This window comes from Exiguobacterium sp. UBA5002, assembly GCF_002396765.1.
Classification (GTDB): Bacteria; Bacillota; Bacilli; order Exiguobacteriales; family Exiguobacteriaceae; genus Exiguobacterium_A.
This window is the reverse complement of the sequence record NZ_DGYQ01000026.1, coordinates 254,441-280,102: the sequence shown is the minus strand read 5'-3', so window position 1 is coordinate 280,102 and position 25,662 is coordinate 254,441. Positions and strand designations below refer to the sequence as shown.

Below are 25,662 nucleotides of genomic sequence, written 5' to 3'. Positions count from 1 at the left end.
TGAATAGTAATTCATTATCAGGGAGGGAAACGTATGGAATCCGTTTGGTTATCTGATTATCCCGAGCAAGTACCCATATCGATTGATTATCGAGAATTACCTCTTTATCAGGCACTCGATGAGGCAGCGACTGATTTTCCAGAACAACGTGCCTTGAGTTTCTTAGGAAAACGTATGACGTTTCGTGAAGTACGTGACGAGGCCCGTGCACTTGGGAGCCTATTACAAGAGCACGAACTAAAAAAAGGGGATCGCGTCGGACTGATGTTACCAAACTGTCCCCAGTATATGATCAGTTATTATGCTGTTCTCTATGCAGGTGGTATCGTCGTCCAAGTGAACCCACTCTATACAGACCGTGAACTTGAACAGATTCTCGTCGATTCAGGAGCACATATGCTCGTGACCCTCGATCTACTCTATCCGAAAGCGTCTCGTGTCAAGGCATCGACGACACTCAAGACGGTCGTGACGACAAGTATCGCGGATTACCTTCCCTTCCCTAAAAATAAACTGTATCCGATTAAAGCACGGAAAGATAACAACATCATCATTGATACGACAGGTTCGATCCCGTTTTTATCGCTGCGGGGGTATGAACCGATTACACCAGTCGCGATTCAACCGAAGGAGGACGTCGCGGTTCTCCAATATACGGGTGGAACGACAGGTGCTCCAAAAGGTGTCATGTTGACACACTTTAACTTGAGTGCAAACGTCGAACAGATCGACAACTGGTTCTATAAATACAATCGAGGAGATGGACGGAGGCTGTTAGCAGTCGTTCCTTATTTCCATGTCTATGGCATGACGTGTAACCTCAATTTCGGCATATTTAATGCTTATGAACAAATCATCGTTCCGAAATTCGATATCGAACAGGTTCTCAAGACGATTCATAAGGAAAAACCGAATCTGTTCCCAGGTGCTCCGACGATGTATGTCGGTCTGTTGAACCATCCGAAGCTGAAGAAATATGATCTGTCTTCAATCGAAGCTTGTATTTCAGGTTCAGCTCCACTGCCGGTCGAAGTCCAGGAAAAATTCGAAGCGCTGACGGGCGGACGGATCGTTGAAGGATATGGTTTGTCTGAGACGAGTCCGGTGACGCATACGAACTGTATCTGGGATCGCCGGATTCCTGGAACGGTTGGTATTCCGGTACCCGATACGCAAGCGAAAATCGTCCAAGCGGATGGAGAGACACCCGCAACTCCTGGTGAGATCGGTGAGATCATCGTCACAGGTCCGCAAGTCATGAAAGGATACTGGAAACGATCAGAAGAGACGCAAGCTGTTCTTCGAAACGGTTGGTTGTACACGGGAGACCTTGGCTATATCGGCGAAGATCATTACTTCCGGATCGTTGATCGGAAAAAGGATTTAATCATTGCTTCCGGATTTAATATTTATCCACGTGAAGTCGAAGAAATCTTGTACGAGCATCCGGCCGTCAATGAAGCCGTCGTCATTGGTGTTCCGGATGCCTATCGGGGAGAGACCGTCAAGGCGTTCATCGTCGTCAAGGATGAGATGACGGTCACAGAAGAAGAGTTTGATCAATTCTGTCGTAAACAGTTAGCATCATTTAAAGTGCCAAAGCAGTACGAATTCCGACAAGAGTTACCGAAGACGTTCGTCGGGAAGATTCTCCGCCGTGTTCTTGTTGAAGAAGAACGTGCCAAACAACTCGAAGAAAGCAGTTGACAGGACAAAATGGCATGATAGAATAAATATGAATGAACCATCATTCATTTTATGCGTTAGGAGATAGTGGAATGAAACGAACAATGTCAAAGAGTGACCGCATCATTGATGCCGCCGTAAAAGTCATCGCTAAAAACGGCTACCATGGAGCGAAGGTGACCGCCATCGCAAAGGAAGCCGGTGTTGCGGATGGAACGATCTATCTGTACTTCAAGAATAAAGAACACCTGCTGATTTCGCTATTCCAAGCGAAAATGGGAAGCTTCATCGAATATTCCGAAGGACAAATCGCGAATCACACGTCAGCGACAGAACAATTGGCAGCATTGATCGAGGCACACCTCGAGCAATTATCCGTCGACTATGATTTAGCGGTCGTCACGCAGATCGAATTGCGTCAATCGAACCAAGACATGCGTCAAAATATCGCTGCCGTCTTGAAACCGTACCTGCATCTGATTGACCGGGTCATCAAGCACGGGATGACGACAGGTGAGTTTTCAAACGAACTCGATTATCGATTAGCACGTCAGATGATCTTCGGAACGATCGATGAGGTCGTGACGAGCTGGATGGCAAGTGGATTCAAATATGAGTTGCTTGAGACACGTGACGGGATTCATCGGATGTTGATCAAAGGGCTGAGTTAAGCCCTTTTCATGACAACAATCATGTAAGCGGATACAAAGAATGATGGTGAATAGACGACAAGGGGGAGCATGAGATGGAAATCTATGTACTGTTGAAACGCACATTCGATACGGAAGAAGCAATCCAACTCGAAAATGGTCAAATCGATGAGGATGGGGCTGAGTTCATCATTAACCCATATGATGAATATGCGGTAGAAGAGGCGATTCGTGTCCGTGATGCACAAGGGGGAACGGTGACGATCGTGACGGTCGGTCCGGAAGACGCGGACAAAGAATTACGAACAGCACTCGCAATGGGAGCGGATCAAGCAGTACGCATCTCGATTGAGGATGACATCGAAGAGGCGGATCATTTCACGATTTCTGAAGTACTTGCTGGTTATTTAAAAGAACAGACAGTCGATCTTATCATCGCTGGAAACGTCGCAGTTGATGGCGGAAGTGGTCAAGTGGCACCACGCGTCGCAGAATTGCTCGATATTCCTTACGTGACGACGATCACGAAACTCGAACTCGACGGCACGAAGGCTGTCGTGACACGTGACGCTGAAGGGGATACAGAAACGATTGAAACAACACTTCCGTTACTCGTGACTGCGCAGCAAGGACTGAATGAGCCACGCTATCCAAGTCTTCCGGGGATCATGAAAGCGAAAAAGAAGCCGCTTGAAGAACTCGAACTCGATGATCTCGAACTCGATGAAGATGAACTCGCACCACGTTTAGAGACGATTGAACGTTTCTTACCACCGAACAAAGCAGCCGGTAAGATTCTCGAAGGTGAACTAAACGAGCAAGTCGCACAGCTTGCATCATTATTACGCAACGAAGCAAAAGTGGTCTAAGGGGGGAGAAACGAATGACAAAAGCATTAGTACTCGCAGAATCACGGGATGGTAGTTTACGGAATGTGTCGTTTGAGGCAATCGCAGCAGCGCGACGTGTCGCAGATGAAGTCATCGCGGTCCTGATTGGACACGATGTCGCAAAGGATGCCGATGCTCTAGCATCACGCGGAGCGGACCAAGTCCTCGTCGTCGAGGATGAGCGTCTTTTACACTACACGCCAGACGGCTATGGACAAGTCTTCCTCGAGTTGATGAATCGAAAGTCACCCGACGTGCTCGTCTTCGGTCATACGTCGCTCGGCAAGGATCTATCACCGAAGATCGCGGCAAAACTACAAGCCGGTTTGATCAGTGATGTGACGGCGATTGAAGGGGAAGGCGCAGATGCGTCATTCATTCGCCCGATTTACTCGGGGAAAGCATTTGAAAAAGTCAAAGTCGCAGAAGGCAAGACACTCTTTACAGTCCGTCCGAACAACATCGATCCGCTCGAAGCAGGTAGTTCACAAGGAACGGTCGAGTCGGTTACGGTTGAACTGAAGGATTTACGGACAATCGTCGCAGACATCGTACGCAAAGCAACAGGCGGCGTTGATTTGTCAGAGGCAAAAGTCATCGTCGCAGGTGGACGAGGCGTCAAGAGTTCGGACGGCTTCGCACCGTTACAAGAACTAGCAGATGTCCTCGGAGGAGCAGTGGGTGCTTCGCGTGGTGCTTGTGATGCAGATTACTGCGACTATGCGCTTCAAATCGGTCAGACGGGGAAAGTCGTTACACCAGACTTGTATATCGCGTGCGGGATCTCGGGTGCGATTCAACACTTAGCAGGGATGTCAAATGCCAAAGTGATCGTTGCGATCAACAAGGACCCGGAAGCGAACATCTTCTCTGTCGCTGACTATGGCATCGTCGGTGATTTGTTCGATGTCGTGCCACTATTGACAGCTGAATTCAAAAAAATGCTCGTTCACGGATGAGTTTGAAGACCGGTGCCATTATCATGGTGCCGGTTGTTTTTGCAGATTTTTCGCGTGAGCAGTTTCGTTTGTTGGAAGAGACTGCTATGATATACTCAAATCAATAAAGAGATCACCCATTTTTTTACCGGGTCGATCTACTCATTAGGAGGTTATGATCAATGGCAATCGTACACGCAACTAGCCAATCATTTAAAGAAGAAACACAAGAAGGACTCGTCCTTGTTGATTTTTGGGCAACATGGTGTGGACCATGTCGTATGCTTGCACCTGTTCTTGAAGAACTCGATGCTGACATGCAAGATGTAAAAATCGTCAAAGTCGACGTAGATGCAAACCCAGAAGTAGCTGGAGCATTCCAAGTTCAAAGTATCCCGACACTCGTTCTCTTCAAAGATGGACAACCTGTCAACAAAACAATGGGCTTCATGCCAAAAGACGCACTTAAAGAATTCGTTGAAACATCTAACTAATTCTTTCCTGCATATCAAAACAGACCGTTCTGCACAGGCAGAACGGTCTGTTTTTTTTAGATTACATTGGCGTACAAAGTTCAATCAGGTGACCATCGGGGTCGAGGACATAGGCGACGACTTGCCCCCATGGTTTTTGTACAGGCGCGAGGACGGTCTCATATCCTGCCTCCACCACCTTCTGAAATAGAGTAGGGACGTCATCCGTGATGAAACCAATCTCTAACGTCTGTTGTGTTTTTCCACTCGGTATCGTGTAATCCGGAATCAACTGTTGCACGTCTTCACGCGTATTGAAGGCGAGTGTCGTCTGACCGGTCTCGAACTCGATGTAGCTGCCGTGCTCCGCCTTGACGGATAGTCCAAGAACGTCTCGATAGAATGTCAGCGTCCGTGCAGTATCTTCAACGTATAAAATCGTATAGCCGTATTGAATCATTAAAAAGCCTCCTGTCAATCCTCGAATAACGAAGCGATGTCTGAAGCAGGTGTCGGGTAAGCGAATCCAGTCTGTTGCATCGAAGTACTTGGAATCCGGTGTTGCATCGCAAACGAGAAATAGTTTGCTAGTTCCGCTGCATTGACACCGATGAAGTGTGCGCCGAGTACTTGATCATCTTCCCCGACGAGCACTTTCGCCCGAGCAAAACTGTCTTTGATCCGTGCGTTCGTTTGCCAGGAGGACGTATCAATCAAGCGACCACGGTAAGGAATACCTGCTTTTTTCAAAGCAGCTTCCGTTTCACCGACGAGGGCGAGGTTCGGCGCAGTGAATACGACGCTAGGTACAGGGAGCAGCTCCAGTTTCCGGTTGTTCCCTTCGAGCATGTTATCGGCAGCGAGTCGTCCTTCGGTTCCAGCAAACGGCGTCAATGCGGGATTCCCGCTGACAGCGACATCTCCTGCGGCATAGATATGTTCGACGGAAGACTGAAGGTACGCATTGACATGGATTCCTTTTTCGTTATGCGCAACGCCGATGGCATCGAGACCAAGCTGGTCGATACTCGCGACACGTCCAGTCGCATTCAAGACGACGTCGGTCTTCAAGACGTCGCCGTTCGATAAATGAAGTGATTTCTCTTCGTAAGCGACGACCTCTGCTTCTTTGATGATCGAGATACCAAGTGCCCGTGTGGCTTCTAATAACACATCGACCAATTCGCTCTCGAATTGTTTTAAGGGGTTAGAACGTAATACGATCGTGACGTCTGCGCCAGCAATACGAGCGAGATGGGCGAACTCGAACGAGATATAACCGCCGCCGATGCAGACGAGTCGTCGTGGAAGTTCTTTCAGTTCAAGAAACTCATTACTTGTTATGAAACGCTCACTACCGGGTACAGATAATTCGCGAGGTCTTAGACCGGTTGCGATTAAAAACTGTTTCCCTTCGATTTCGTCTTCACCAATTCGAAGGCGATGTGAAGACACGAAATGCGGTTCTCCATGGAAATAGTCGATGTCCGTTTCCGCGTACCGCTTTCGTGTTTGCTCCGGGATGGCGCGTGTGTATTCATTCTTTCGCTCCATCAATTGGCGCCAATCAATCGAAATCAGACCCTTTACGCCGTATCCGAGCAATCGCTCGACAGCGTCTTTCGTCTCACTACCCGTCAGTAAGATTTTTTTAGCGTCACATCCACGTTGTGCGCATGTGCCACCTGAAGTGAAGTTCTCCACGATGGCAACACGTAGTCCTTTTTCAGCGAATTTATAAGCCGCTTGATTTCCAGCGGAACCTGTTCCGATCACAATGCAATCATATGTACGCATTTTTCATCCTCCATATGTCATAATCAATGTATGGTATTTACCCGAACGAATAAAACTAAAAACGGTGAAAGGAGACATTTATTTGGGACATCAAGAACATATCAAAGCGAAACTATCCCTTTTGCCTGATGAGCCAGGATGTTATCTGCACAAAAATGAATTCGGCGAAGTCATCTATGTCGGAAAAGCAAAAAATCTCAAGAATCGTGTCCGTTCCTATTTCACGGGAGCACATGATATTAAGACGGAACGTCTCGTCGCGGAAGTCCGTGACTTCGAATACATCATCACAGCTAGTGAACTAGAAGCGTTGTTGCTTGAGATGACGCTTATTAAGAAACATGATCCGAAGTACAATATCATGTTGAAGGATGATAAGTCATATCCGTACTTGAAAATTACGAATGAGACATATCCTCGCCTGATCACGACGCGTAAGTTGAAAAAAGATGGTGGTCATTATTTTGGTCCTTATCCGAATGCGTATGCGGCAAACGAGACGAAACGTCTGCTAGATCGTTTATATCCGCTACGTAAATGCCAGCCGATGCCGAAAAAACTTTGTCTGTATTACCATATCGGTCAGTGTCTTGGTCCATGCGAAATTCCGAATCTCGAGTCGGAACAAAAGGCGCTCGTTTCGGAAATCCGACGTTTCTTATCGGGCGATACGAAGGAGCTTGTCGAAGACTTGAAACAGAAGATGGCGGACGCGGCCGAAACAATGGAATTCGAACGTGCAGGAGAATTGCGCGATCAAGTAAGGGCGATCGAGTCAATCATGAACAAACAAAACATGATCACAGCGGATCTGACGTCACGTGACGTATTCGGGATCCATGTCGATAAAGGCTGGATGTGTGTCCAAGTCTTCTTCCTTCGCGGCGGAAAGATGATCGAACGTGATGTCTCGCTTTTCCCGATCTATGGTACGCCGGCAGAAGAGCTCGAGAGTTTCATCGTCCAGTTCTACGAAAAGAACATCAAACCAAGTGAAGTCTATGTACCGCCACTCGTCAATCAGTTGCTGCTCAAAGAGGCGCTATCGATTAAAATTCACGTTCCGGTCCGAGGATCAAAACGGAAATTACTTGATTTAGCGACGAAGAATGCTGAAAATGCGATCTCGGAACGCTTCGAGTTGTTAGCAAAAGATGAGAAACGGACCGTTCAAGCAGTCGAAGAACTCGCCGATGCGATTGACGTTCATCCACTGTCACGGATCGAAATCATCGATAACGCGAACATTCAAGGTGCGGATGCCGTCTCGGCACTCGTCGTCTTTGAAGACGGTAAACCGCTTAAGAAGGAATACCGGAAGTTCAAGATCCGGACGGTGCAAGGACCCGATGACTATGAATCGATGCGGGAAATCGTGCGCCGTCGGTATCGTCGGTTGTTACTTGAAGGAGCGCGCCTTCCAGATCTCGTCCTGATTGACGGAGGAGTTGGACAGTTGAATGCTGCTTTAGAAGTCATTCAAGATGAACTCGGTTTATCCCTGCCAGTCGGGTCATTAAAAAAGGATGACAAACACCGGACAAGTCAGTTGTTGTTCGGAGAAGGTGCACGGTTAATTGAACTAAGTCCGCGTTCAAGTGCGTTTTATCTACTTCAACGCATGCAAGATGAAGTCCATCGGTTCGCGATCACGTTCCACCGCTCGCTCCGTTCAAAAGGGATGACTCGTTCCTTGCTCGACGAGATTCCAGGAGTCGGACCGAAACGACGCCAACAGTTGATTCGTCATTTCGGATCGATGCGTAGCTTGCGACGCGCAACGATCGAACAGTTGGCGGAAGCAGGATTACCTGTCAAGTTAGCGGAAACCGTCGCTGAATATTTAAGTCAAGCGAATGAAGAATGAAAAAAAGCCGTCCTCTTGAAGAGGGCGGCTTTTTTAGTGATTAGTTGTTGATGTACTTCTCGTAGTATGAACCAAAGTCACGCTGGTTCCACTGATGGTAGTGACCTTGTAGCCACTCGAAGGATTGTTCGGACAACTCCTTGAATGTTTGCGGCACGTTCATGTCACCTTGACGAAGTCCGCCGAGAATCGTGACCGAATGATTCAATGAGCTGTTTGCGAACTCGAGCATCTTTTGTCCTTCATACTGTTTTTCAGCGATGGCAAGAAGTGTTTTATAAAGATCTTTCACATGTTCGAGTTGTTTCTTATCGACGTCGATCGAATAATGTTTACCACCAATCTCGAATTTGATCTCGACATCAAGATCTACTGTTCCCGCCGTTTCGAACATGACGTGGCGAATCGGATAGTGTGCGTACGGATAACGATACAAGACGCGTTTCGAACTGACGGCACTTTCACCATCGAGGTGAATTAAAGCCAGATTCGTAAAGCAATACTCGTCAGATTTAGATTTGATCAAGAAATAGATTTTCTCGCCGTCTTCATGTAAGACATAATCGTCAGCGGCTGCCTTGTCGAAATCATCAGGATGAATGACTTGTCCGATATCACTGAATCCTGTTAAATCTGCTGCTAGTTTTTTGAACATGTGAAGTTCCTCCTCGCGATTTGTGTACGAATGATTTTACGAGCATTTACTGCAAAAGGTTTCATGAATCTATTTCGATGTTGAAAATTGAGATTCCTGTCACGTTTTATGTAAATTTCACTTGAGTGGTTCAAGTGGATCTTTAGGGTCGATTTGGACCGTGATTTGAACGAGCTCTTTAGTTAACTCGGCATATCCTTCCGCGACACATCCGTTAAAACGAGAGAACTGTTCAGCGAGGAAACCCGCTTCGAGTTGGAAGTACCCTTGTGGTCGTTCATCTCTCGTCGTATCAGGAGGAGACAGAACGAATGAGATAGCAGTTCCTTTACGTTTCTTGATTTCGAGCGTTCCCCAGCCTGCTTGTTCAAAAAATGAGGCTAATTCAGATTCATCTACGACAGGGAATTGACGCGCTAGACGTTTACCTGCCCAGTAGATGACTTGCCGATAATCCGATCCTAAAAGATCAGTCAGCACATAATCTCGGATCAATTCGATACCGAAAAATGGTGTTTGATTTGGTGTAGCATCCATCATGATTCACTCCTATCTGTGAACCATTATACCGAGATGATTCTTGTCGGTCATTGTTTTCCTAAAAAAATTTGCAGTTAAATGCAACGGCTCGGGTTGTCTTCTAAAAAGGACAGGAGTAGAATAAGTGATGAAAAGACGAATTTCCTTATGAAAGCGCTTTTCTACCAAAATGCGCCAACGGTTGATTGGCAAACAAAAGGGGGGATTTGGATGGCGAATCATCGTGATTTCGTGAGTCGTAAGATACACTCACTGCTCGGCGTCATTCCAATCGGGTTATTTTTACTTTCGCACTTAACGACGAACTACTTCATCGTACGTGGTGAGGAAGACTTCAATAAGGCCGCGGAATTCGTGGGGAACGTTCCGTATCGATTGTTCTTAGAGATCTTTGTCATCTTCATTCCGATCATCTTGCATGGCGTCTACGGCGTGTACATCGCATTCACCGGTTCTGCGAACACAGGGCGTTATACATACTTCCGGAACTGGATGTATGTACTGCAACGGTTCAGCGGTGTATTCCTTGTCGTGTTCATCACGTGGCACGTTTGGGAAACACGGATTGCCGCTGCGATGGGAACTCCAGTCGATGCAAGCATGATGCAGAACATCGTCGATAACGGATTCATGCTCGCGTTCTATATCGTCGGGATCTTGGCGACGACATTCCACCTTGCGAACGGACTTTGGACGTTCTGCATCACATGGGGAATCACGCAGTCACCAGCATCTCAACGAGCGATGTCTTACGTGGCAGCACTCGTATTCATCGGTTTATCGTTTGTAGGCGTACGCTCGATTTTAACGTTTGCAGGCGTGTTGTAAGGAAAGGGGAACTGACAACATGGCGAACAAGAATCTTGTCATCATCGGCGGAGGGCTTGCCGGTCTGATGGCTACGATAAAAGCAGCGGAGCAAGGCGTACCAGTTAAGTTATTCTCACTCGTACCCGTCAAACGCTCACACTCTGTTTGTGCACAAGGTGGCATCAACGGAGCGGTCAATACAAAAGGGGAAGGCGATTCACCATACCAGCATTTTGATGACACGGTATACGGTGGGGACTTCCTCGCAAATCAACCACCTGTTCAAAAAATGGCGGAAGCAGCACCGAAGATCATTCATATGTTCGACCGGATGGGTGTTATGTTCAACCGGACACCGGAAGGCTTACTCGACTTCCGACGTTTCGGAGGAACGTTGCATCACCGGACGGCATACGCTGGGGCAACGACTGGGCAACAACTGTTATACGCATTGGATGAACAGGTTCGTAAGTTCGAAGCGCAAGGTTTGGTAGAAAAATATGAAGGATGGGAATTCCTTCGCGCCATTATCGATGACAATGGCATTTGTCGTGGAGCAGTTTGTCAAAACCTCCGGACGATGGAAATCGAGGCATTTGCCGCGGATTCTGTCATCCTCGCGACAGGTGGTCCTGGGGTCATCTTCGGAAAATCGACGAACTCGGTCATCAACACAGGACAAGCAGCAGCAGCTGTCTATCGTCAAGGTGCGATCTATGCGAACGGTGAATTCATCCAGATTCACCCGACAGCGATTCCTGGAGACGATAAGTTACGTCTCATGAGTGAATCAGCACGAGGTGAGGGCGGTCGCGTCTGGACGTATAAAGACGGTAAGCCTTGGTATTTCCTCGAAGAAAAATATCCTGCGTACGGAAACCTTGTTCCACGGGATATCGCGACACGTGAGATTTTCGACGTCTGTGTCAATCAAAAACTCGGCGTCAACGGGGAAAACATGGTCTACCTGGATCTATCGCATAAAGACGCAAAAGAACTCGACGTCAAACTCGGTGGGATCCTTGAAATCTACGAGAAATTCGTTGGTGATGATCCACGAAAAGTACCGATGAAGATCTTCCCAGCTGTTCACTACTCAATGGGTGGACTATGGGTCGACTACGATCAGATGACGAACATCCCTGGATTGTTCGCAGCTGGTGAATGTGATTATTCGATGCATGGTGGTAACCGTCTCGGAGCGAACTCACTTCTCTCTGCGGTATACGGCGGAATGGTCGCTGGACCATCAGCCATCGCTTATATGAATGAACTCGAGACATCGGTTCATGAGATGAGCGAGGACGTCGTCGAAGCGCATAAGATCGAAGAGATCAACCGCTTCAACGATATCCTATCCATGGAAGGTACGGAAAACGCGTATCAAATCCACCGTGAGCTTGGAGAAATCATGACGGATAACGTCACGGTCGTCCGGTACAACGATAAGCTCGAAGAGACACTGACAAAAATCAAGGAACTCCGCGATCGCTTCACGCGCATCTCGGCAACGGATACAGCACGTTGGAGTAACCAAGGGGCATCGTTCATCCGTCAGCTCGATCACATGCTCGACCTAGCTGAAGCAATCACGCTTGGTGCCTTAAAACGTGACGAGAGTCGCGGAGCGCACTATAAACCGGACTTCCCGGAACGTAATGATGAACAGTTCTTGAAGACGACGATGGCACGTTATACGAACGGTCATCCAGAAATCTTCTATGAAGACGTCGACACGTCGTTGATTCCACCACGGAAACGCGACTACAGCAAGAAGTCGAAGAAAGAGGTGAAAGCATAATGGCGACACCACTCGAATCATCTACTACGCAAAAATCGGTTCAATTCATCGTTCAACGTCAAGATGGACCTGATGGTAAACCGTATGATGAAGCGTTTGAAATTCCGTACCGTCCGAACATGAACGTCATCTCTGCTTTAATGGAGATTCGCCGGAATCCTGTCAATGCAGCTGGTGAAAAAACGACACCGATCAACTGGGACATGGGTTGTCTAGAAGAAGTCTGTGGCGCTTGTTCGATGGTCATCAACGGCACACCACGTCAGTCGTGTACGGCACTCGTCGATAAACTCGAACAACCGATCCGTCTGCAACCGATGCAGACGTTCCCGATCGTTCGTGACCTTCAAGTCGACCGTCAACGCATGTTCGATGCGTTGAAAAAGGTCAAAGCATGGGTCCCAATCGATGGAACGTACGATTTAGGACCAGGACCGCGTATGCCAGAAAATAAACGCCAATGGGCATATGAGTTATCGAAATGTATGACGTGTGGCGTGTGTCTCGAGGCATGTCCGAACGTCAACGATCGTTCGACATTCATCGGACCAGCATCGATTTCACAAGTTCGTCTATTCAACTCGCATCCAACAGGTGCCTTCCACAAGGAAGAACGCCTTGAAGCGTTGATGGAAGACGGTGGAATCATGCAGTGCGGTAACGCTCAAAACTGTGTCGAGGTTTGCCCGAAAGGGATTCCGCTGACGACTTCGATCGCAGCGATGAACCGTCAGACGACACTTCATTCATTCAAGAAGTTCTTCGGTAGTGACGAAGGACGGACAGGTGAAGCCGTTAGTTCATGATTTATCAAAGAAGGAGCTTGCTCCTTCTTTTTTCATTCAGACAGGAGGAACTCATTGTGCGCGTACCAGCTTATATTCCAGAACTTGAATCATGGCTTGAACAGATGGAACATGGCACACGACTCGATGTCGCCGTTCGTTTTGCGGAGACGGATGCCTATGGTCATATGAATAACCGGGTACCGTTCGTCTATTTTGAGGACGTTCGGACATTGATGTTAGAGGAAACAGGATATTCGCTTGCGGAAGACGGCATCATCGTCGTTGCGGATGCCCAGTGTAATTACATTCGCCAAGTCTACCCACGGGCACGTCTCGCTGTTTATGCGTATCCGGTACATGTCGGTAGTGCATCGTGTGACGTCCACTATGCGGCATTTGATGAGCAAGGTGAACTGATGTTCACAGGACGGACATCGATGGTACAAATCGACCGTGCCGGGAAAGCATTCCCGTGGAGTGAAGCATATAAAAATTCCTTGCAGAATCGATTCGAATCCGTTATCATTTGATAATGAGTTCACATATTCGAAAACGACTCACTAGTACGTTATTAGTGAAGGGAGATTTCTTAATCATGGAAAAAACATTCAAAGTCATCGCGGATTCAGGCATTCACGCTCGTCCGGCTACTCAGCTCGTCAACACAGCTTCTAAATTCCAATCAGACATCAACTTGGAATACAACGGGAAGACTGTCAACTTGAAGTCAATCATGGGTGTTCTTTCACTCGGAATCGCGAAAGATTCAGATATCAAAATCGTTGCAAACGGTGACGATGCTTCTGAAGCAATCACGACTCTTTCAGATATGCTGACTAGCGAAGGTCTTGCTCAGTAATCCTGTAATCGTACATTCTCGGACGCCGGTCTTGCACCGTCGTCCTTTTTTGTTACCATAGGAAAGAGAGAAAGAGGTGGAGAAGAGTGAATCGAGCGATTGGAGTACTAGATTCCGGAGTCGGTGGGTTGACGGTCGCACGTGAGTTGATGCGACAGTTGCCCCACGAACGAATCATCTACGTCGGAGATACATTACGATGCCCGTATGGTCCTCGCCCAGAAGAAGAGATTCGTGAGTTTACGTGGGAGATGATTGATTATCTCGTGCAACAAGATGTGAAGTTGATCGTGATCGCCTGTAACACAGCCACGGCTGTCGTCCTAAAAGAAGCGCGAGAACGTTTAAATATACCTGTCATCGGTGTCATTGATCCTGGGGCCCGTGCGGCAGTCAAGGTGACGCGTACGAAACGAATCGGTGTCATCGGAACGAAGATGACGATTACAAGTAATTCCTATGAGAAGGCGTTACGCCACGTCGAAGGACAAGTCGTCGTCGAATCGCTAGCATGCCCGCCATTCGTTCCGCTCGTTGAGTCGATGCAGACAGACGGTGCGTACGTCGAACGTGTCGTTGCCAATACATTACGACCATTGATGAATTACGATATGGATACATTGATCCTCGGGTGCACCCATTACCCGCTCCTAGCAGATGTGATTGGACGGGTCATCGGACCAGGCGTCCAGCTAATCTCTTCAGGAGACGAGACAGCGCTCGAGGTAGCAGCACTACTTGATTACAATACGATTTCAGCAGATGTGACACAAATTCCGGAACATCGTTATTACGCGACAGGCGATATCCGCTCATTTGATCAGATTGCGACGGATTGGCTCGATCAGACCATCCATGCGGAGCGCATCGTGCTTGGAACGGAGGAAGATTAAATGCGGATAGACCAACGAACGGCGGACCATCTCCGTCCTATTCAATTATCGATTGATGTCAATAAACACGCAGAAGGTTCTGTCTTGATTGAACTGGGCGATACGAAAGTCCTCTGTACGGCGACCGTCGAGGAGAAGGTGCCACCGTTCCTTCGCGGTAAACGCCAGGGCTGGATCAATGCGGAATATTCGATGTTACCACGTGCGACGGCTCAGCGGACCGCACGAGAAGCCGTCCGCGGCAAGCAGACGGGACGGACGATGGAAATCCAACGTCTCATCAGCCGATCGCTTCGGGCCGTCGTCGATTTAGAGAAGCTTGGGGAACGAACAATCTGGATCGATTGTGATGTCATTCAAGCAGATGGTGGCACACGAACGGCATCGATCACTGGTGGTTTTTTGGCACTCGTCCGAGCAGTCGATCAATTGATTCAAGCGGGAAAACTGACAGATACACCAATCAAAGAGGGCATCGCAGCGATCTCGGTTGGAATCGTCGAGTCGAATGTTTTGCTCGATTTATGCTATGAAGAGGATGCTGCGGCTGAAGTCGACTTCAATCTCGTCATGACCTCATCGGGGAAAATCGTCGAGATGCAAGCAACAGGAGAAGAGTCGACATTTTCCCGTCAAGAGATGCTCGATATGCTCGAACTTGGGGAAAAAGGAATTAAGGAACTGATTGATGCTGGTCGAGATGCACTCGGTGTCTCTTGGTGGTATGTAGGAGAAGAAGTGGGGGAACATAGATGAAGGTCATCGTCGCAACACACAATGCAGGTAAAGTGAAGGAACTTGAAAGCATGCTGGGTCGTCTCGGTTATTCGGTCGAGTCGTTACTCGATCACGCTGATGCTCCGGAAACGGATGAAACAGGTGAGACATTCGAGGAAAATGCACTTTTAAAAGCAACAGAGGCAGCAGCCTACTTTGGTCACACGGTACTTGCTGATGATTCAGGTCTTGAAGTCGATGCTTTAGATGGCGCTCCCGGCGTCTACTCGGCACGCTTCGCGGGTCTTGAAAAGTCGGATGCGGCGAACAATGCTCTACTACTGGAAAAGTTAGAAGGTGTTCCGGAGGAAGAGCGGACGGCGCGCTTCGTTTGTGTACTCGCGCTAGCGAAACCAACGGGTGAGACATTGACGGTTCGTGGGACGATGGAAGGGCGAATCGGTTTTGAAGCGGCGGGTTCGAACGGTTTCGGTTATGATCCATTGTTCGTCACGGCAAGCGGACAGACGGCTGCTGAGTTGACGAAAGAAGAAAAAGCGATGATTAGTCATCGTGGCAATGCATTGCGCAAGCTCGAACAGGACTTAACTACTTTCTTAGGAGTGTGATGAAGATGAGAGCGTTGATCGTTAGTGATAGCCATGGACTAGAACAAGAACTGCTTACGATATTCGAACGTCACCAAGACGTGGATTTGGCATTTCATTGTGGGGACTCCCAATTGACGCGCGACATCGAATCATTATATCCATATCGTGTTGTGCGAGGGAATTGCGATTACGGACACGATTTTCCAGAAGAAGTCGTATCGGAAATGGATGGTCATACCATCCTTTGTGTCCACGGACATCGTCAGGACGTCAAATACAGTCTAGATGTCTTACAGCATCATGCGAAGGAAAAGCAGGCGGATATCGTCTTATATGGTCATTCTCATGTTGCGAAGGCTGAATATCGGGACGGTGTGTTATTCATCAATCCAGGTTCAATCCGGATGCCACGTCATCGACCAGACAAGACGTATGCGATTCTTGAAGTGGATCAAAACCGTTATTCTGTCGATTTTCTCGATGTGAATGGCGATCGAGTGAATGCCCTGCATCTGGACGGAACATTTTTGTAATAAAATAAATGCAATGTTTGTAATGTGATTGACACGAAAGAATTGTTCTAGTATAGTTTATTCGTGTTGACACGTCCCAATAGCTCAGCAGGATAGAGCAACGGCCTTCTAAGCCGTCGGTCGGGGGTTCGAATCCCTCTTGGGACGCTATAATTAAAATAGAGACTGCCCTTACGAGGGTGGTCTCTTTTTTTTATTCCGATTTTCGGTTATAATTAAGGTATCATGAACTCGAAAGGGATGAATGCAATGTGGAAGAAAGTTGGAGCAGTCCTCGTGCTAAGTACGTTTCTTGCTGGATGTAGTGAGATTTCAAATACAGTCGACGATGCAAAACAACAGGTCAACGATGTAAAAAATAGTGTCGATTACGCTGGAGAACTTCAAGGCATTGCAAAAGATACGGCCCAAGTCACGTCAGATTTGTCGGCTTCCTTGAATGAGGCGGCTACGACAGCGCGTGAATCCGCGAACCCTGAACAGGCACTCGATCAACAAATCGAAAAGTTGAAGGAAAACGGAACGATTGATCAGTTCAACCAAGAACTGGATCAGATCGATCAACGATTAGCGGGACTTGAAAATCCGCCGCAAGAATTGCAAAATTTAAGTGCAAAACTCGAGCAGTACGTGAATCAATCGGAAGACATCGCTCGATTACTTGAAGCGGACGTCTCGTTAGATACGTTGAATCGATTAGGAATCGAGCAGGCAGGACAACTTCAAGAAGCAATCACGAACTGGACGTCTTTACTCGATCCATTTACGAAATAAGAAGTTGAACATGAAGGAGTGCCGGAATATGGGGACATCGCGCTGGATGGAACATGAACTAGAAGTAGAGCGAGCGCGCATTCTTCGTTTGCCCGCTTCTAAACAAGAACAATTGATTATGGAATTAGAGACTGACCAATTGACAGGAGAAGATGTCTTACATCGGCTCTATGTCATTCAACCACTCTTAATGCATGACCGGGAACGATTTGAAACAGTGGCAGAACGATTTCTTGAAGTCGAGGGTGTCGAGCAAGTGCTCGCACTCTTTCTTTATGAACTCGGAGAACGTTATCCGATGAAACTTGCTTTACGCTCGGCGTCACCGTATCTGCCGTATGGGCTCGCGCTTCGATTAGACGAAATCAAACAACAGATGCGTGTTCGCGAACAAAAGCCGGCAGTTCAAAACAATCCTGTTGCGCAGCGTGAGGTAACATCAGCAACGGAATTGATGCATGTGTTGCGACATGGCAGTTGGGTCGAACAAATGCGCCAATTGACCGGTATGGAATTCGAACGGACATCTGAGCTCATTGCATACATCACACAAAAATACCTTCAGGCGCAAGAGACAGAACATCAAAGTCTACTCGTCATTGATCAGTTATTAGGAAGCGTGCTGGATCACGTGTCATATCCGGTAAGCATTCATGTGCCACACGTAGATGTAGACTGGACGATCTCGTCACGTGAAGAGTTAGAAGAAATCCTGCTGATACATCAACAGGAGCAACAAGCGTTACTGGCATCGATGCATACGTTAGAGCGAATGGATCCGTTCCGAGCGTTACTCGTCTTGCGATCGGATCAATTGATCCATCTTGAAGAGCGAGAACGAATCGGATCAGACATGGAGAAGTGGCTCGCAGCCTGCGAAGAACTCGCAGGTCTGACATTTGAACGTGAAGAACCGGAACGTATCCTCAGTCCGCTGGCGAAGCGGTTATATCGAGCGGCACATATCCTTTATCCAGAAGTCATCGCATTCGAGCAGATTTACTTCGATTGAGACATCTGGAAACGATTCGTTCAACAGTGGTAATCGTCAGAACGATTGTGCTATAATGTGACTTGTTGTACACACATGTACGCTAATTGACAATTTTGGAGGGACTCAGCATGACTGCAAAATGGGAAAAACAATCAGGTAGCCTCGGCGTCCTCACGTATGAAGCGCCTGCTGAAGCATTTGATAAAGCGGTAGACCAAGCGTTCAAGAAAGTCGTTAAGACTTTGAACACACCTGGTTTCCGTAAAGGAAAAATGCCACGCGCAATGTTCAACAAAATGTACGGTGAAGAAGCACTGTACCAAGATGCACTCGATATCCTTTACAAGGACACAATCGAAGGTGCAGTCGTCGAATCAGGAATCGAGCCAATCGCGCTTGAGAACATCGACGTTGAAACACTCGAAAAAGGCAAGCCAGTCGAATTCAAAATCACGTTCGTCATCGAGCCAGAAGCTACACTCGGTGAGTACAAAGGTCTTGAGTACACAGCAGTTGAAACGAACGTTACTGACGAAGACGTCGACGCTGAACTCAAAACATTACAAGAACGCGGTGCAGAACTCGTCGTTAAAGAAGATGGCGTCATCGAGAATGGCGATACAGTCGTATTCGACTTCGCAGGTTTCGATGGGGAAAACCAATTCGACGGCGGAACTGCTGAGAACTACTCACTCGTCATCGGTTCTGGAAACTTCATTCCTGGATTCGAAGAGCAAATGGTCGGTTTAAAAACTGGCGAGCAAAAAGATCTTGAAGTGACATTCCCAGAGGAATACCACGAAGCATCACTCGCTGGAAAACCAGTTACATTCAAAGTAACGATCCACGAAGTTAAAGCACAAGAGCTCCCTGAATTGACAGATGAGTTCGCAAAAGAAATGGATGAAGAAGTTTCTTCACTCGACGAGTTGAAAACAAAAATCCGTACGCGTCTCGAAAACACACGCAAACAAGAAGCTGATGCTTCAATGCGCGATGAGTTAGTCGAAGCGGCTACGAAAAACGCGACAGTTGATCTTCCAGAAGTCATGGTCGAAAACGAAGTCGAGCGTATGGTTCAAGAGTTCACACAACGTATTCAATCACAAGGCATCGACCTCAACATGTACTTCCAGTTGACTGGAACGACAGAAGAGGCAATGCGTTCTGAAATGAAAGAGCAAGCGGAAGAGCGCGTTAAAGCACGTCTCGTCCTCAAGCAAATCGTTGCTGACGAAAAAATCGAAGTAACAGATGAGGAAACTCAAGCTGAACTTCAATCAATGTCAGAACTCTACAACATCCCTGCAGATCAACTTGAAACGATGCTTGCACCACAAGGTGGTCTTGAAACGCTTAAAGGCGATCTTCAATTCCGTAAAGCTATTGATGTTCTCGTCGACAACGCAAAAGCAAAATAAGCCATTTCATGGTTTTCGATCGACTTCAAGCCCAATTTCTGGTCTTGGAGTCGATTTTTTTGTACGATAGGTCAAACAAGGACAAACGATCCTTGGTTCAGAACATCAAACTGTAAATCGTTCGTCCAGGATTTGAAAGACTTTCCTTGTTCATGCTACAATCATAAATAGTAAAACGTGAGACGGGATGCTACAGGCGTCCATACAATTTCCACGTTAAAGGGGTGGACCTTTATGTTTAAATTTAACGAAGAAAAAGGTCAGCTAAAATGTTCTTTCTGTGGAAAGACACAAGAACAAGTACGCAAACTTGTTGCTGGACCTGGCGTTTACATTTGCGACGAGTGTATCGAACTCTGCAATGAAATCGTAGAGGAAGAACTCGGCACTGAAGAAGAAGTCGAGCTAAAGAATGTTCCGAAACCGCATGAAATTCGTACGACACTTGACGATTATGTCATCGGTCAAGAAAAAGCGAAGAAGTCGTTGTCTGTAGCGATGTACAATCACTACAAACGAATCAATGCTGGTGGTCGCGCAGATGATGTCGAGCTCTCAAAATCGAACATCGTCATGATTGGACCAACAGGTAGCGGTAAGACACTTCTTGCTCAAACGATGGCACGTATCTTGAACGTACCGTTTGCGATTGCAGATGCAACAAGTTTGACGGAAGCCGGTTATGTCGGTGAAGACGTCGAGAACATCTTATTGAAACTCATCCAAGCTGCGGATTACGATGTCGAAAAGGCTGAAAAAGGAATCATCTACATTGATGAGATCGATAAGATTGCTCGTAAATCAGAAAACCCGTCGATTACACGTGACGTATCTGGTGAGGGTGTCCAACAAGCCTTGCTGAAGATTTTGGAAGGAACGGTTGCGAGTGTACCGCCACAAGGTGGACGAAAACACCCACATCAAGAATTCATCCAAATCGATACGACGAACATCTTGTTTATCGTCGGTGGCGCATTCGATGGTATCGATCAGTCGATCAAACGTCGTCTTGGTAAAAAAGTCATCGGATTCGGAAACGATTCAGAGAACCGTAACCTTACACAAAAAGAAATTCTGGCAGCTGCATTACCAGAAGATCTTCAAAAGTTCGGTTTGATTCCGGAGTTCATCGGTCGTTTGCCGGTCATGGCGACGCTCGAGCCACTTGATGAAGAGGCACTCGTTCAAATCTTGACGAAACCGAAAAACGCCCTCGTGAAACAATATAAGAAAATGCTTCAACTCGATGATGTCGAACTCGACTTCACGGAAGATGCACTTCTTGAGATTGCAAAACTTGCAATCGAACGTAAAACAGGTGCGCGTGGTCTTCGTTCGATCATCGAAGAAACTATGCTTGATATCATGTTCGAAATCCCATCACGTGAAGACATCGCGAAAGTCATCATTACAGCAGAAACGTTGACTGGTAAACGCGGTCCAACGCTTGAGTTGAAAGATGGTACAATTGAACATGGGAAAGAAAAAGAAACGGCGTAACACCGTGACAAATCGGCTCGGAGGCTACTTGTACGCCTTTCCGAGTCTTTTTGTTTAGGAGGAATTCGAATGAAGAAAAAACAATATCCACTTTTACCGTTACGCGGTGTCGTCGCGTATCCGTTGATCGGATTGACGATTGATGTAGGGCGTCCGGTATCCTTAAAAGCCTTACTTGCATCAAAGGAACACGAAATTGATCTCGTCGTCGTCACACAACGTGATCCAGAAGCAGAGCCGTCTGTCGACGGGCTGCATCAGGTTGGGACACTCGTTCAAATCGCAAAGATGAGTGAACTCGGGAATGATACGGTCCGTGTCCGCGTCATCGGGAAGGAACGCGTCCGGATTGAAAACGTTGAAGAGACGGACGAGGGTTATCAAGCCGTCATCGAACCAATCGAGAAGATGGACATCAAAGGAGCGAAACAAGAAGCGCTCGTTCGTCTCATCAAAGAACAGTTCGGTCAACTCGTCTCTCGGATTAAAGGAATCGGAACCGATGAACGTCGCCGATTCGAGACATACGAACGCCTCGATTCATTGACGGACTATATCACGTCGAAGCTACCAATCGATATCTCGAAGAAACAGGAGTTCCTCGAACAACAGGATCCGGTCGAACGAGGATTGATGTTGCTTGATGTCATGAAACACGAATATGAAGTCGTCGAACTCGAACGTGAGATGCGTGAACGGACGAAGAAGACGATTGAACAATCGCAACGCGAGTATTACTTGCGGGAACAATTGAAGACGATTCAACAAGAACTAGGTGGCGAGTCGGCTTCTGTTGAAAGTGATGCGACGAAATACCGGGAGCAGCTAGCGATGCTTGATTTACCAGAAACGACGGTTGCAAACGTCGAGAAGGAAATCAGTCGTTTAGCGGTCGTACCGGCGACGAGTCCCGAACATGGAGTCATTCGCAACTATCTCGAATGGTTCTTCTCGTTACCGTGGAATGAAGCAACCGATGATTTCTTGAACGTCTCAGCTGCTTCGGAACAGCTTGAAAAGGACCATTACGGTCTAGAGAAGGTCAAAGAACGGATCCTTGAGTATCTTGCTGTTCGTCAATTGACGGACTCATTGCGCGGACCGATTCTTTGTCTTTCTGGTCCTCCGGGAGTCGGGAAAACGTCGCTTGCCCGTTCGATTGCCACAGCACTTGAGCGGAAGTTCGTCCGTGTCTCACTTGGTGGCGTGCGCGATGAAGCAGAAATCCGTGGACATCGCCGGACGTACATCGGTGCGATGCCAGGACGGATCATCCGTGGTTTAAAACAGGCAGGAACGAACAACCCGGTCTTCTTGCTCGATGAGATCGATAAAATGTCAAATGACTTCCGTGGTGACCCATCGTCTGCGATGCTTGAAGTTCTTGATCCAGAACAAAACAATAGCTTCTCCGATCACTATATCGAAGAACCATTCGATTTATCGAATGTCCTGTTCATCGCGACAGCGAACGATGTCTCGAACATCCCCGGACCGTTGCTCGATCGGATGGAACTGATTCAAATCGGTGGCTATACGGAACAAGAGAAGACGGAAATTGCCGTTCGTCATCTCTTATCGAAGCAACTGGCTGAACATGGTCTGAAAAAGAGTCAATTAACAGTCAAGGCAGACGCGCTAGAAGAAGTCGTCCGGCGTTATACACGAGAAGCCGGTGTCCGGAATCTCGAACGTGTTCTCGGCTCACTTTGTCGGAAAGCAGCGAAACAAATCGCGATGGGTGAGAAGAAACGGGTGACGGTGACAAAACGTAATCTGGATGATTTCTTAGGCAAACCGATCTACCGCTATGGTCAAGGCGAGCTCGAAGATATGATTGGCGCGGTGACTGGTTTAGCGTATACTGCTTTTGGGGGCGATACGTTGACGATCGAAGTCAGCCTTGCTCCGGGTAAAGGGAAATTGCAGTTAACCGGGAAACTCGGTGATGTCATGCAAGAGTCGGCTCAGACCGCTTATAGCTTCGTCCGAGCGAATGCGACGCCCCTTGGCATCGAACCGAATTTCTACGAAACGCAAGACATCCACATCCACGTTCCTGAAGGTGCTGTACCAAAAGATGGTCCATCTGCTGGGATCACACTCGCGACAGCATTGATTTCCGCTTTAACAAAACGTCCGGTTCGCCGGGATGTCGGGATGACAGGTGAAATCACGTTGCGTGGACGTGTCTTACCGATCGGTGGATTAAAGGAGAAGTCACTCGCAGCACATCGTGCGGGCTTGACGACCGTTCTGCTGCCGCAAGACAATACGCGGGACATCGATGATATCCCGGAAAGCGTTCGCGCAGGAATGGAATTCATTCCGGTCGCGACGATGGAGCAAGTGCTCGAACATGCATTAAAAGGAGAGTAACATGAAAATTTATAAAGCTGATTTTATTACGAGTGGCGTCAATCCGGAACATTATCCGGAGCCATTGTTGCCAGAAGTGGCACTCGCAGGGCGATCGAACGTCGGAAAGTCTTCCTTCATCAATAAGCTGGTCCAGCGAAAAGCACTCGCACGGACATCTTCGAAACCAGGTAAGACGCAAACCTTGAACTTCTTCAACATCAATGATGAAGTCATGTTCGTCGATGTACCGGGTTACGGATATGCGAAAGTTTCGAAGACGGAGCGTGAAGCGTGGGGCAAGATGATGGAGAAGTACTTCACACAACGTGAAATCCTTAAAGGTGTCGTACAGCTCGTTGACATCCGACACGATCCGTCTGCGGATGATGTGACGATGTATGATTTCTTGAAGTATTACGATCTACCGGTCATCGTCGTTGCGACAAAACTCGATAAAATCAAGAAGAGTCAACGTGATAAACATATCGCGGCGATTAAACGTAAGTTGCAATTTGATGGTCAAGATACATTGATTCCTTTCTCGTCCGAGACAGGAGAGGGCGTCGATGCAGCGTGGGAAGCGATTTATCGCTTATTGTAAAGATTAAAGCCTACGAAATCTGCAGGATTTCGTAGGCTTTTTTACTTTCTATACATAAAAAGTGCTTTGTGAAAAATCTATTATTTCGTAATATAGTGTGTAAGAATAGCTATAATGACTATGTAATAAATGGGAGTGTGAATGGTTTGGATTTGCTTCGAAACAAATGGTTTAAGGCATTAATCTGGGTATTAGTGATTTTTCTCGTTATCTGGGTCGGTACAAAGATCTCATTTTTATTCCAGCCGATTAAAGTCATGCTGGCATTGATCTTCCCGCCGCTGATCATTGCGGGGATTTTCTATTATTTCACGCTCGGTATCGTAGATGCATTGCAAAAACGCGTCAAGAAACGTGGTCTTGCCGTGTTGATCGTCTTGCTTGGTTTCATCACGGTTCTGACGATTGCTGTCGCTTCGATCGGACCAATTTTAGTCGAGCAGGTGACGGATTTTGCGACAAGCATTCCGACGCTCGTCATCGAATTACGAGATCAGACGTTAAACTTACGCGATCAATTGATGGACAATCGTTTCATCTCGACATGGGTTCACGAGAATACGGACTTATTTGACAAGTGGACGAATGAAGCGACATCGTATGTCGGTACCGTCTTCAAGTCCGTCTCGACGTCCGTTGGAACGATTTTCGGTGTCATCTCTTCGACGGTCTTAATCATCGTCTTAGTGCCGTTCATTTTAGTGTATATGTTGCTTGACGGGTATAAATTCCCTGACTCCGTCGTGAAATTGTTACCGCGTAGCTACGAAACGGAAACGCGTAAAATTCTGCACGACATGCACGTGACAGTGAAGCATTACGTCAACGGACAGGTCATCGTCTCAATCTGCGTCGGTGTGATGTCCTTGATCGGCTTTTTCATTGCTGACATTCAATATGCGTTATTGCTTGCCTTATTCTGTACGGTGACGAACATCATCCCGTATCTTGGACCTTACATCGGTGCCGTCCCGGCAGTCATTGTCGGATTCATTGATGATCCGATCAAAGCGGTCTATGCGATCATCACGATCGTCGTCGCGCAACAAATCGAATCGAACTTGATTTCTCCTTACGTTCAAGGAAAAACACTCAAGGTCCATCCCCTGACGATTATCATCGTTTTGCTCGTTGCCGGGAAAATCGGTGGCATCATCGGTGTCATCTTGGCAGTTCCGACCTATGCGGTCTCAAAAGTCGTCATTCAGAACATCGCTCGGATTTATCGTTTACGTCAGCAACGTCTCGACGTACCGGACGTGACGGTATCACCTGAATCGTTGAAGTAAAGTGTAACCCTCTGCTCTTTTTAGGAGCAGAGGGTTTGTGATTTTTACGGGAGAGGGATAAGGTAGAAGAAGAGAAAAAATGAAGAAGATTTCACAACTTCGACTCATTTTAGTTTATAAATTGATTGGAATCTTTTTTATAATGGTTATAATGTAGGATAGAGAACGAAAAGATAGATCGGAACGAAATCTTTGGACGTAAGGGGTAGAGCGT

At 47.3% G+C, this 25,662-nt stretch carries 26 protein-coding genes and 1 tRNA gene; 23 read left to right on the top strand and 4 right to left on the bottom strand.

What is annotated here, in order from left to right:
* Positions 1-33: 33 nt before the first annotated feature.
* The 5 genes from B4C70_RS08595 to trxA all read left to right on the top strand — a co-directional run bounded on the left by B4C70_RS08595 (position 34) and on the right by trxA (position 4,658).
* Positions 34-1,707 carry an AMP-binding protein gene (locus tag B4C70_RS08595; RefSeq protein ID WP_290778441.1) on the top strand — a complete coding sequence of 558 codons (1,674 nt, stop codon included), beginning with the start codon at positions 34-36 and terminating at the stop codon, positions 1,705-1,707.
* A gap of 71 nt (positions 1,708-1,778) precedes the next feature.
* A complete protein-coding gene (locus B4C70_RS08590) occupies positions 1,779-2,357 on the top strand; it encodes a TetR/AcrR family transcriptional regulator (RefSeq protein ID WP_052018985.1) in 579 nt (192 codons plus the stop codon).
* Positions 2,358-2,431: 74 nt separating this feature from the next.
* Complete coding sequence (locus B4C70_RS08585) at positions 2,432-3,205, top strand: electron transfer flavoprotein subunit beta/FixA family protein (RefSeq protein WP_035406369.1); 774 nt, start codon at positions 2,432-2,434, stop codon at positions 3,203-3,205.
* A gap of 14 nt (positions 3,206-3,219) precedes the next feature.
* Entirely contained in the window at positions 3,220-4,185 is a 966-nt protein-coding gene (locus B4C70_RS08580; RefSeq protein WP_290778438.1) for an electron transfer flavoprotein subunit alpha/FixB family protein, read from the top strand.
* Between the two features lie 161 nt (positions 4,186-4,346).
* Positions 4,347-4,658 (top strand): thioredoxin, encoded by a 312-nt coding sequence (trxA, locus tag B4C70_RS08575; RefSeq protein ID WP_023468994.1) that lies wholly within the window; start codon positions 4,347-4,349, stop codon positions 4,656-4,658.
* Positions 4,659-4,719: 61 nt separating this feature from the next.
* Here trxA and B4C70_RS08570 read toward each other — a convergent pair whose 3' ends face one another.
* Together B4C70_RS08570 and B4C70_RS08565 are read right to left on the bottom strand one after the other, a co-directional pair.
* Positions 4,720-5,097, bottom strand: coding sequence for a VOC family protein (locus tag B4C70_RS08570; protein WP_290778435.1), 378 nt, complete (start codon positions 5,095-5,097; stop codon positions 4,720-4,722).
* A gap of 14 nt (positions 5,098-5,111) precedes the next feature.
* On the bottom strand, positions 5,112-6,434 hold the full coding sequence (locus B4C70_RS08565; protein ID WP_290778433.1) for a dihydrolipoyl dehydrogenase family protein: 1,323 nt from the start codon (positions 6,432-6,434) through the stop codon (positions 5,112-5,114).
* A gap of 82 nt (positions 6,435-6,516) precedes the next feature.
* Here B4C70_RS08565 and uvrC point away from each other — a divergent pair, with 82 nt between their 5' ends.
* Positions 6,517-8,301, top strand: a complete 1,785-nt coding sequence (gene uvrC, locus B4C70_RS08560; protein ID WP_047393598.1) for an excinuclease ABC subunit UvrC — start codon at positions 6,517-6,519, stop codon at positions 8,299-8,301.
* A 40-nt stretch (positions 8,302-8,341) separates the two neighbouring features.
* On the opposite strand, the gene B4C70_RS08555 is transcribed toward uvrC, so the two are convergent.
* Both B4C70_RS08555 and B4C70_RS08550 read right to left on the bottom strand, forming a co-directional pair.
* Entirely contained in the window at positions 8,342-8,956 is a 615-nt protein-coding gene (locus tag B4C70_RS08555; RefSeq protein ID WP_023468990.1) for a PH domain-containing protein, read from the bottom strand.
* Positions 8,957-9,073: 117 nt separating this feature from the next.
* Positions 9,074-9,496 (bottom strand): YslB family protein, encoded by a 423-nt coding sequence (locus B4C70_RS08550; RefSeq protein ID WP_290778426.1) that lies wholly within the window; start codon positions 9,494-9,496, stop codon positions 9,074-9,076.
* Between the two features lie 210 nt (positions 9,497-9,706).
* On the opposite strand from B4C70_RS08550, the gene B4C70_RS08545 reads away from it, so the two are divergent.
* The 17 genes from B4C70_RS08545 to B4C70_RS08465 all read left to right on the top strand — a co-directional run bounded on the left by B4C70_RS08545 (position 9,707) and on the right by B4C70_RS08465 (position 25,448).
* On the top strand, positions 9,707-10,324 hold the full coding sequence (locus B4C70_RS08545) for a succinate dehydrogenase cytochrome b558 subunit (RefSeq protein WP_029342294.1): 618 nt from the start codon (positions 9,707-9,709) through the stop codon (positions 10,322-10,324).
* 19 nt (positions 10,325-10,343) lie between these two features.
* Positions 10,344-12,107, top strand: coding sequence for a succinate dehydrogenase flavoprotein subunit (sdhA, locus tag B4C70_RS08540; protein WP_023468987.1), 1,764 nt, complete (start codon positions 10,344-10,346; stop codon positions 12,105-12,107).
* A complete protein-coding gene (gene sdhB, locus B4C70_RS08535) occupies positions 12,107-12,913 on the top strand; it encodes a succinate dehydrogenase iron-sulfur subunit (protein WP_023468986.1) in 807 nt (268 codons plus the stop codon). Before sdhA ends, sdhB begins: the two co-directional genes overlap by 1 nt.
* A 56-nt stretch (positions 12,914-12,969) precedes the next feature.
* Positions 12,970-13,425: an acyl-CoA thioesterase gene (locus B4C70_RS08530; RefSeq protein WP_290778423.1), complete on the top strand. Its 456-nt coding sequence runs from the start codon at positions 12,970-12,972 to the stop codon at positions 13,423-13,425.
* A gap of 65 nt (positions 13,426-13,490) precedes the next feature.
* Positions 13,491-13,754: a phosphocarrier protein HPr gene (locus tag B4C70_RS08525; RefSeq protein WP_012371023.1), complete on the top strand. Its 264-nt coding sequence runs from the start codon at positions 13,491-13,493 to the stop codon at positions 13,752-13,754.
* Positions 13,755-13,840: 86 nt separating this feature from the next.
* Positions 13,841-14,647, top strand: coding sequence for a glutamate racemase (gene racE, locus B4C70_RS08520; RefSeq protein ID WP_023468984.1), 807 nt, complete (start codon positions 13,841-13,843; stop codon positions 14,645-14,647).
* Positions 14,648-15,403 (top strand): ribonuclease PH, encoded by a 756-nt coding sequence (gene rph, locus B4C70_RS08515; RefSeq protein WP_087681203.1) that lies wholly within the window; start codon positions 14,648-14,650, stop codon positions 15,401-15,403.
* Positions 15,400-15,993 carry an XTP/dITP diphosphatase gene (locus B4C70_RS08510; protein WP_290778420.1) on the top strand — a complete coding sequence of 198 codons (594 nt, stop codon included), beginning with the start codon at positions 15,400-15,402 and terminating at the stop codon, positions 15,991-15,993. The genes rph and B4C70_RS08510 overlap by 4 nt, the downstream gene beginning before the upstream one ends.
* Positions 15,994-15,998: 5 nt before the next feature.
* Positions 15,999-16,508 (top strand): metallophosphoesterase family protein, encoded by a 510-nt coding sequence (locus B4C70_RS08505; RefSeq protein WP_214727483.1) that lies wholly within the window; start codon positions 15,999-16,001, stop codon positions 16,506-16,508.
* Positions 16,509-16,581: 73 nt separating this feature from the next.
* Positions 16,582-16,655, top strand: a tRNA-Arg gene (locus tag B4C70_RS08500).
* Positions 16,656-16,757: 102 nt separating this feature from the next.
* Complete coding sequence (locus B4C70_RS08495) at positions 16,758-17,282, top strand: hypothetical protein (protein ID WP_231681742.1); 525 nt, start codon at positions 16,758-16,760, stop codon at positions 17,280-17,282.
* A gap of 28 nt (positions 17,283-17,310) precedes the next feature.
* Positions 17,311-18,294 carry a hypothetical protein gene (locus B4C70_RS08490; protein WP_290778414.1) on the top strand — a complete coding sequence of 328 codons (984 nt, stop codon included), beginning with the start codon at positions 17,311-17,313 and terminating at the stop codon, positions 18,292-18,294.
* Between the two features lie 110 nt (positions 18,295-18,404).
* Positions 18,405-19,697, top strand: a complete 1,293-nt coding sequence (tig, locus tag B4C70_RS08485) for a trigger factor (RefSeq protein ID WP_029342286.1) — start codon at positions 18,405-18,407, stop codon at positions 19,695-19,697.
* Between the two features lie 234 nt (positions 19,698-19,931).
* The gene (gene clpX / locus B4C70_RS08480; RefSeq protein WP_023468977.1) at positions 19,932-21,197 is read left to right on the top strand and encodes an ATP-dependent protease ATP-binding subunit ClpX; all 1,266 of its coding nucleotides are present in this window, start codon (positions 19,932-19,934) and stop codon (positions 21,195-21,197) included.
* 69 nt (positions 21,198-21,266) lie between these two features.
* Positions 21,267-23,576 (top strand): endopeptidase La, encoded by a 2,310-nt coding sequence (gene lon, locus B4C70_RS08475; RefSeq protein WP_290778409.1) that lies wholly within the window; start codon positions 21,267-21,269, stop codon positions 23,574-23,576.
* A 1-nt stretch (position 23,577) separates the two neighbouring features.
* Complete coding sequence (gene yihA / locus B4C70_RS08470) at positions 23,578-24,159, top strand: ribosome biogenesis GTP-binding protein YihA/YsxC (protein ID WP_023468975.1); 582 nt, start codon at positions 23,578-23,580, stop codon at positions 24,157-24,159.
* Positions 24,160-24,305: 146 nt separating this feature from the next.
* Positions 24,306-25,448: an AI-2E family transporter gene (locus B4C70_RS08465; protein WP_290778406.1), complete on the top strand. Its 1,143-nt coding sequence runs from the start codon at positions 24,306-24,308 to the stop codon at positions 25,446-25,448.
* Positions 25,449-25,662: the final 214 nt, after the last annotated feature.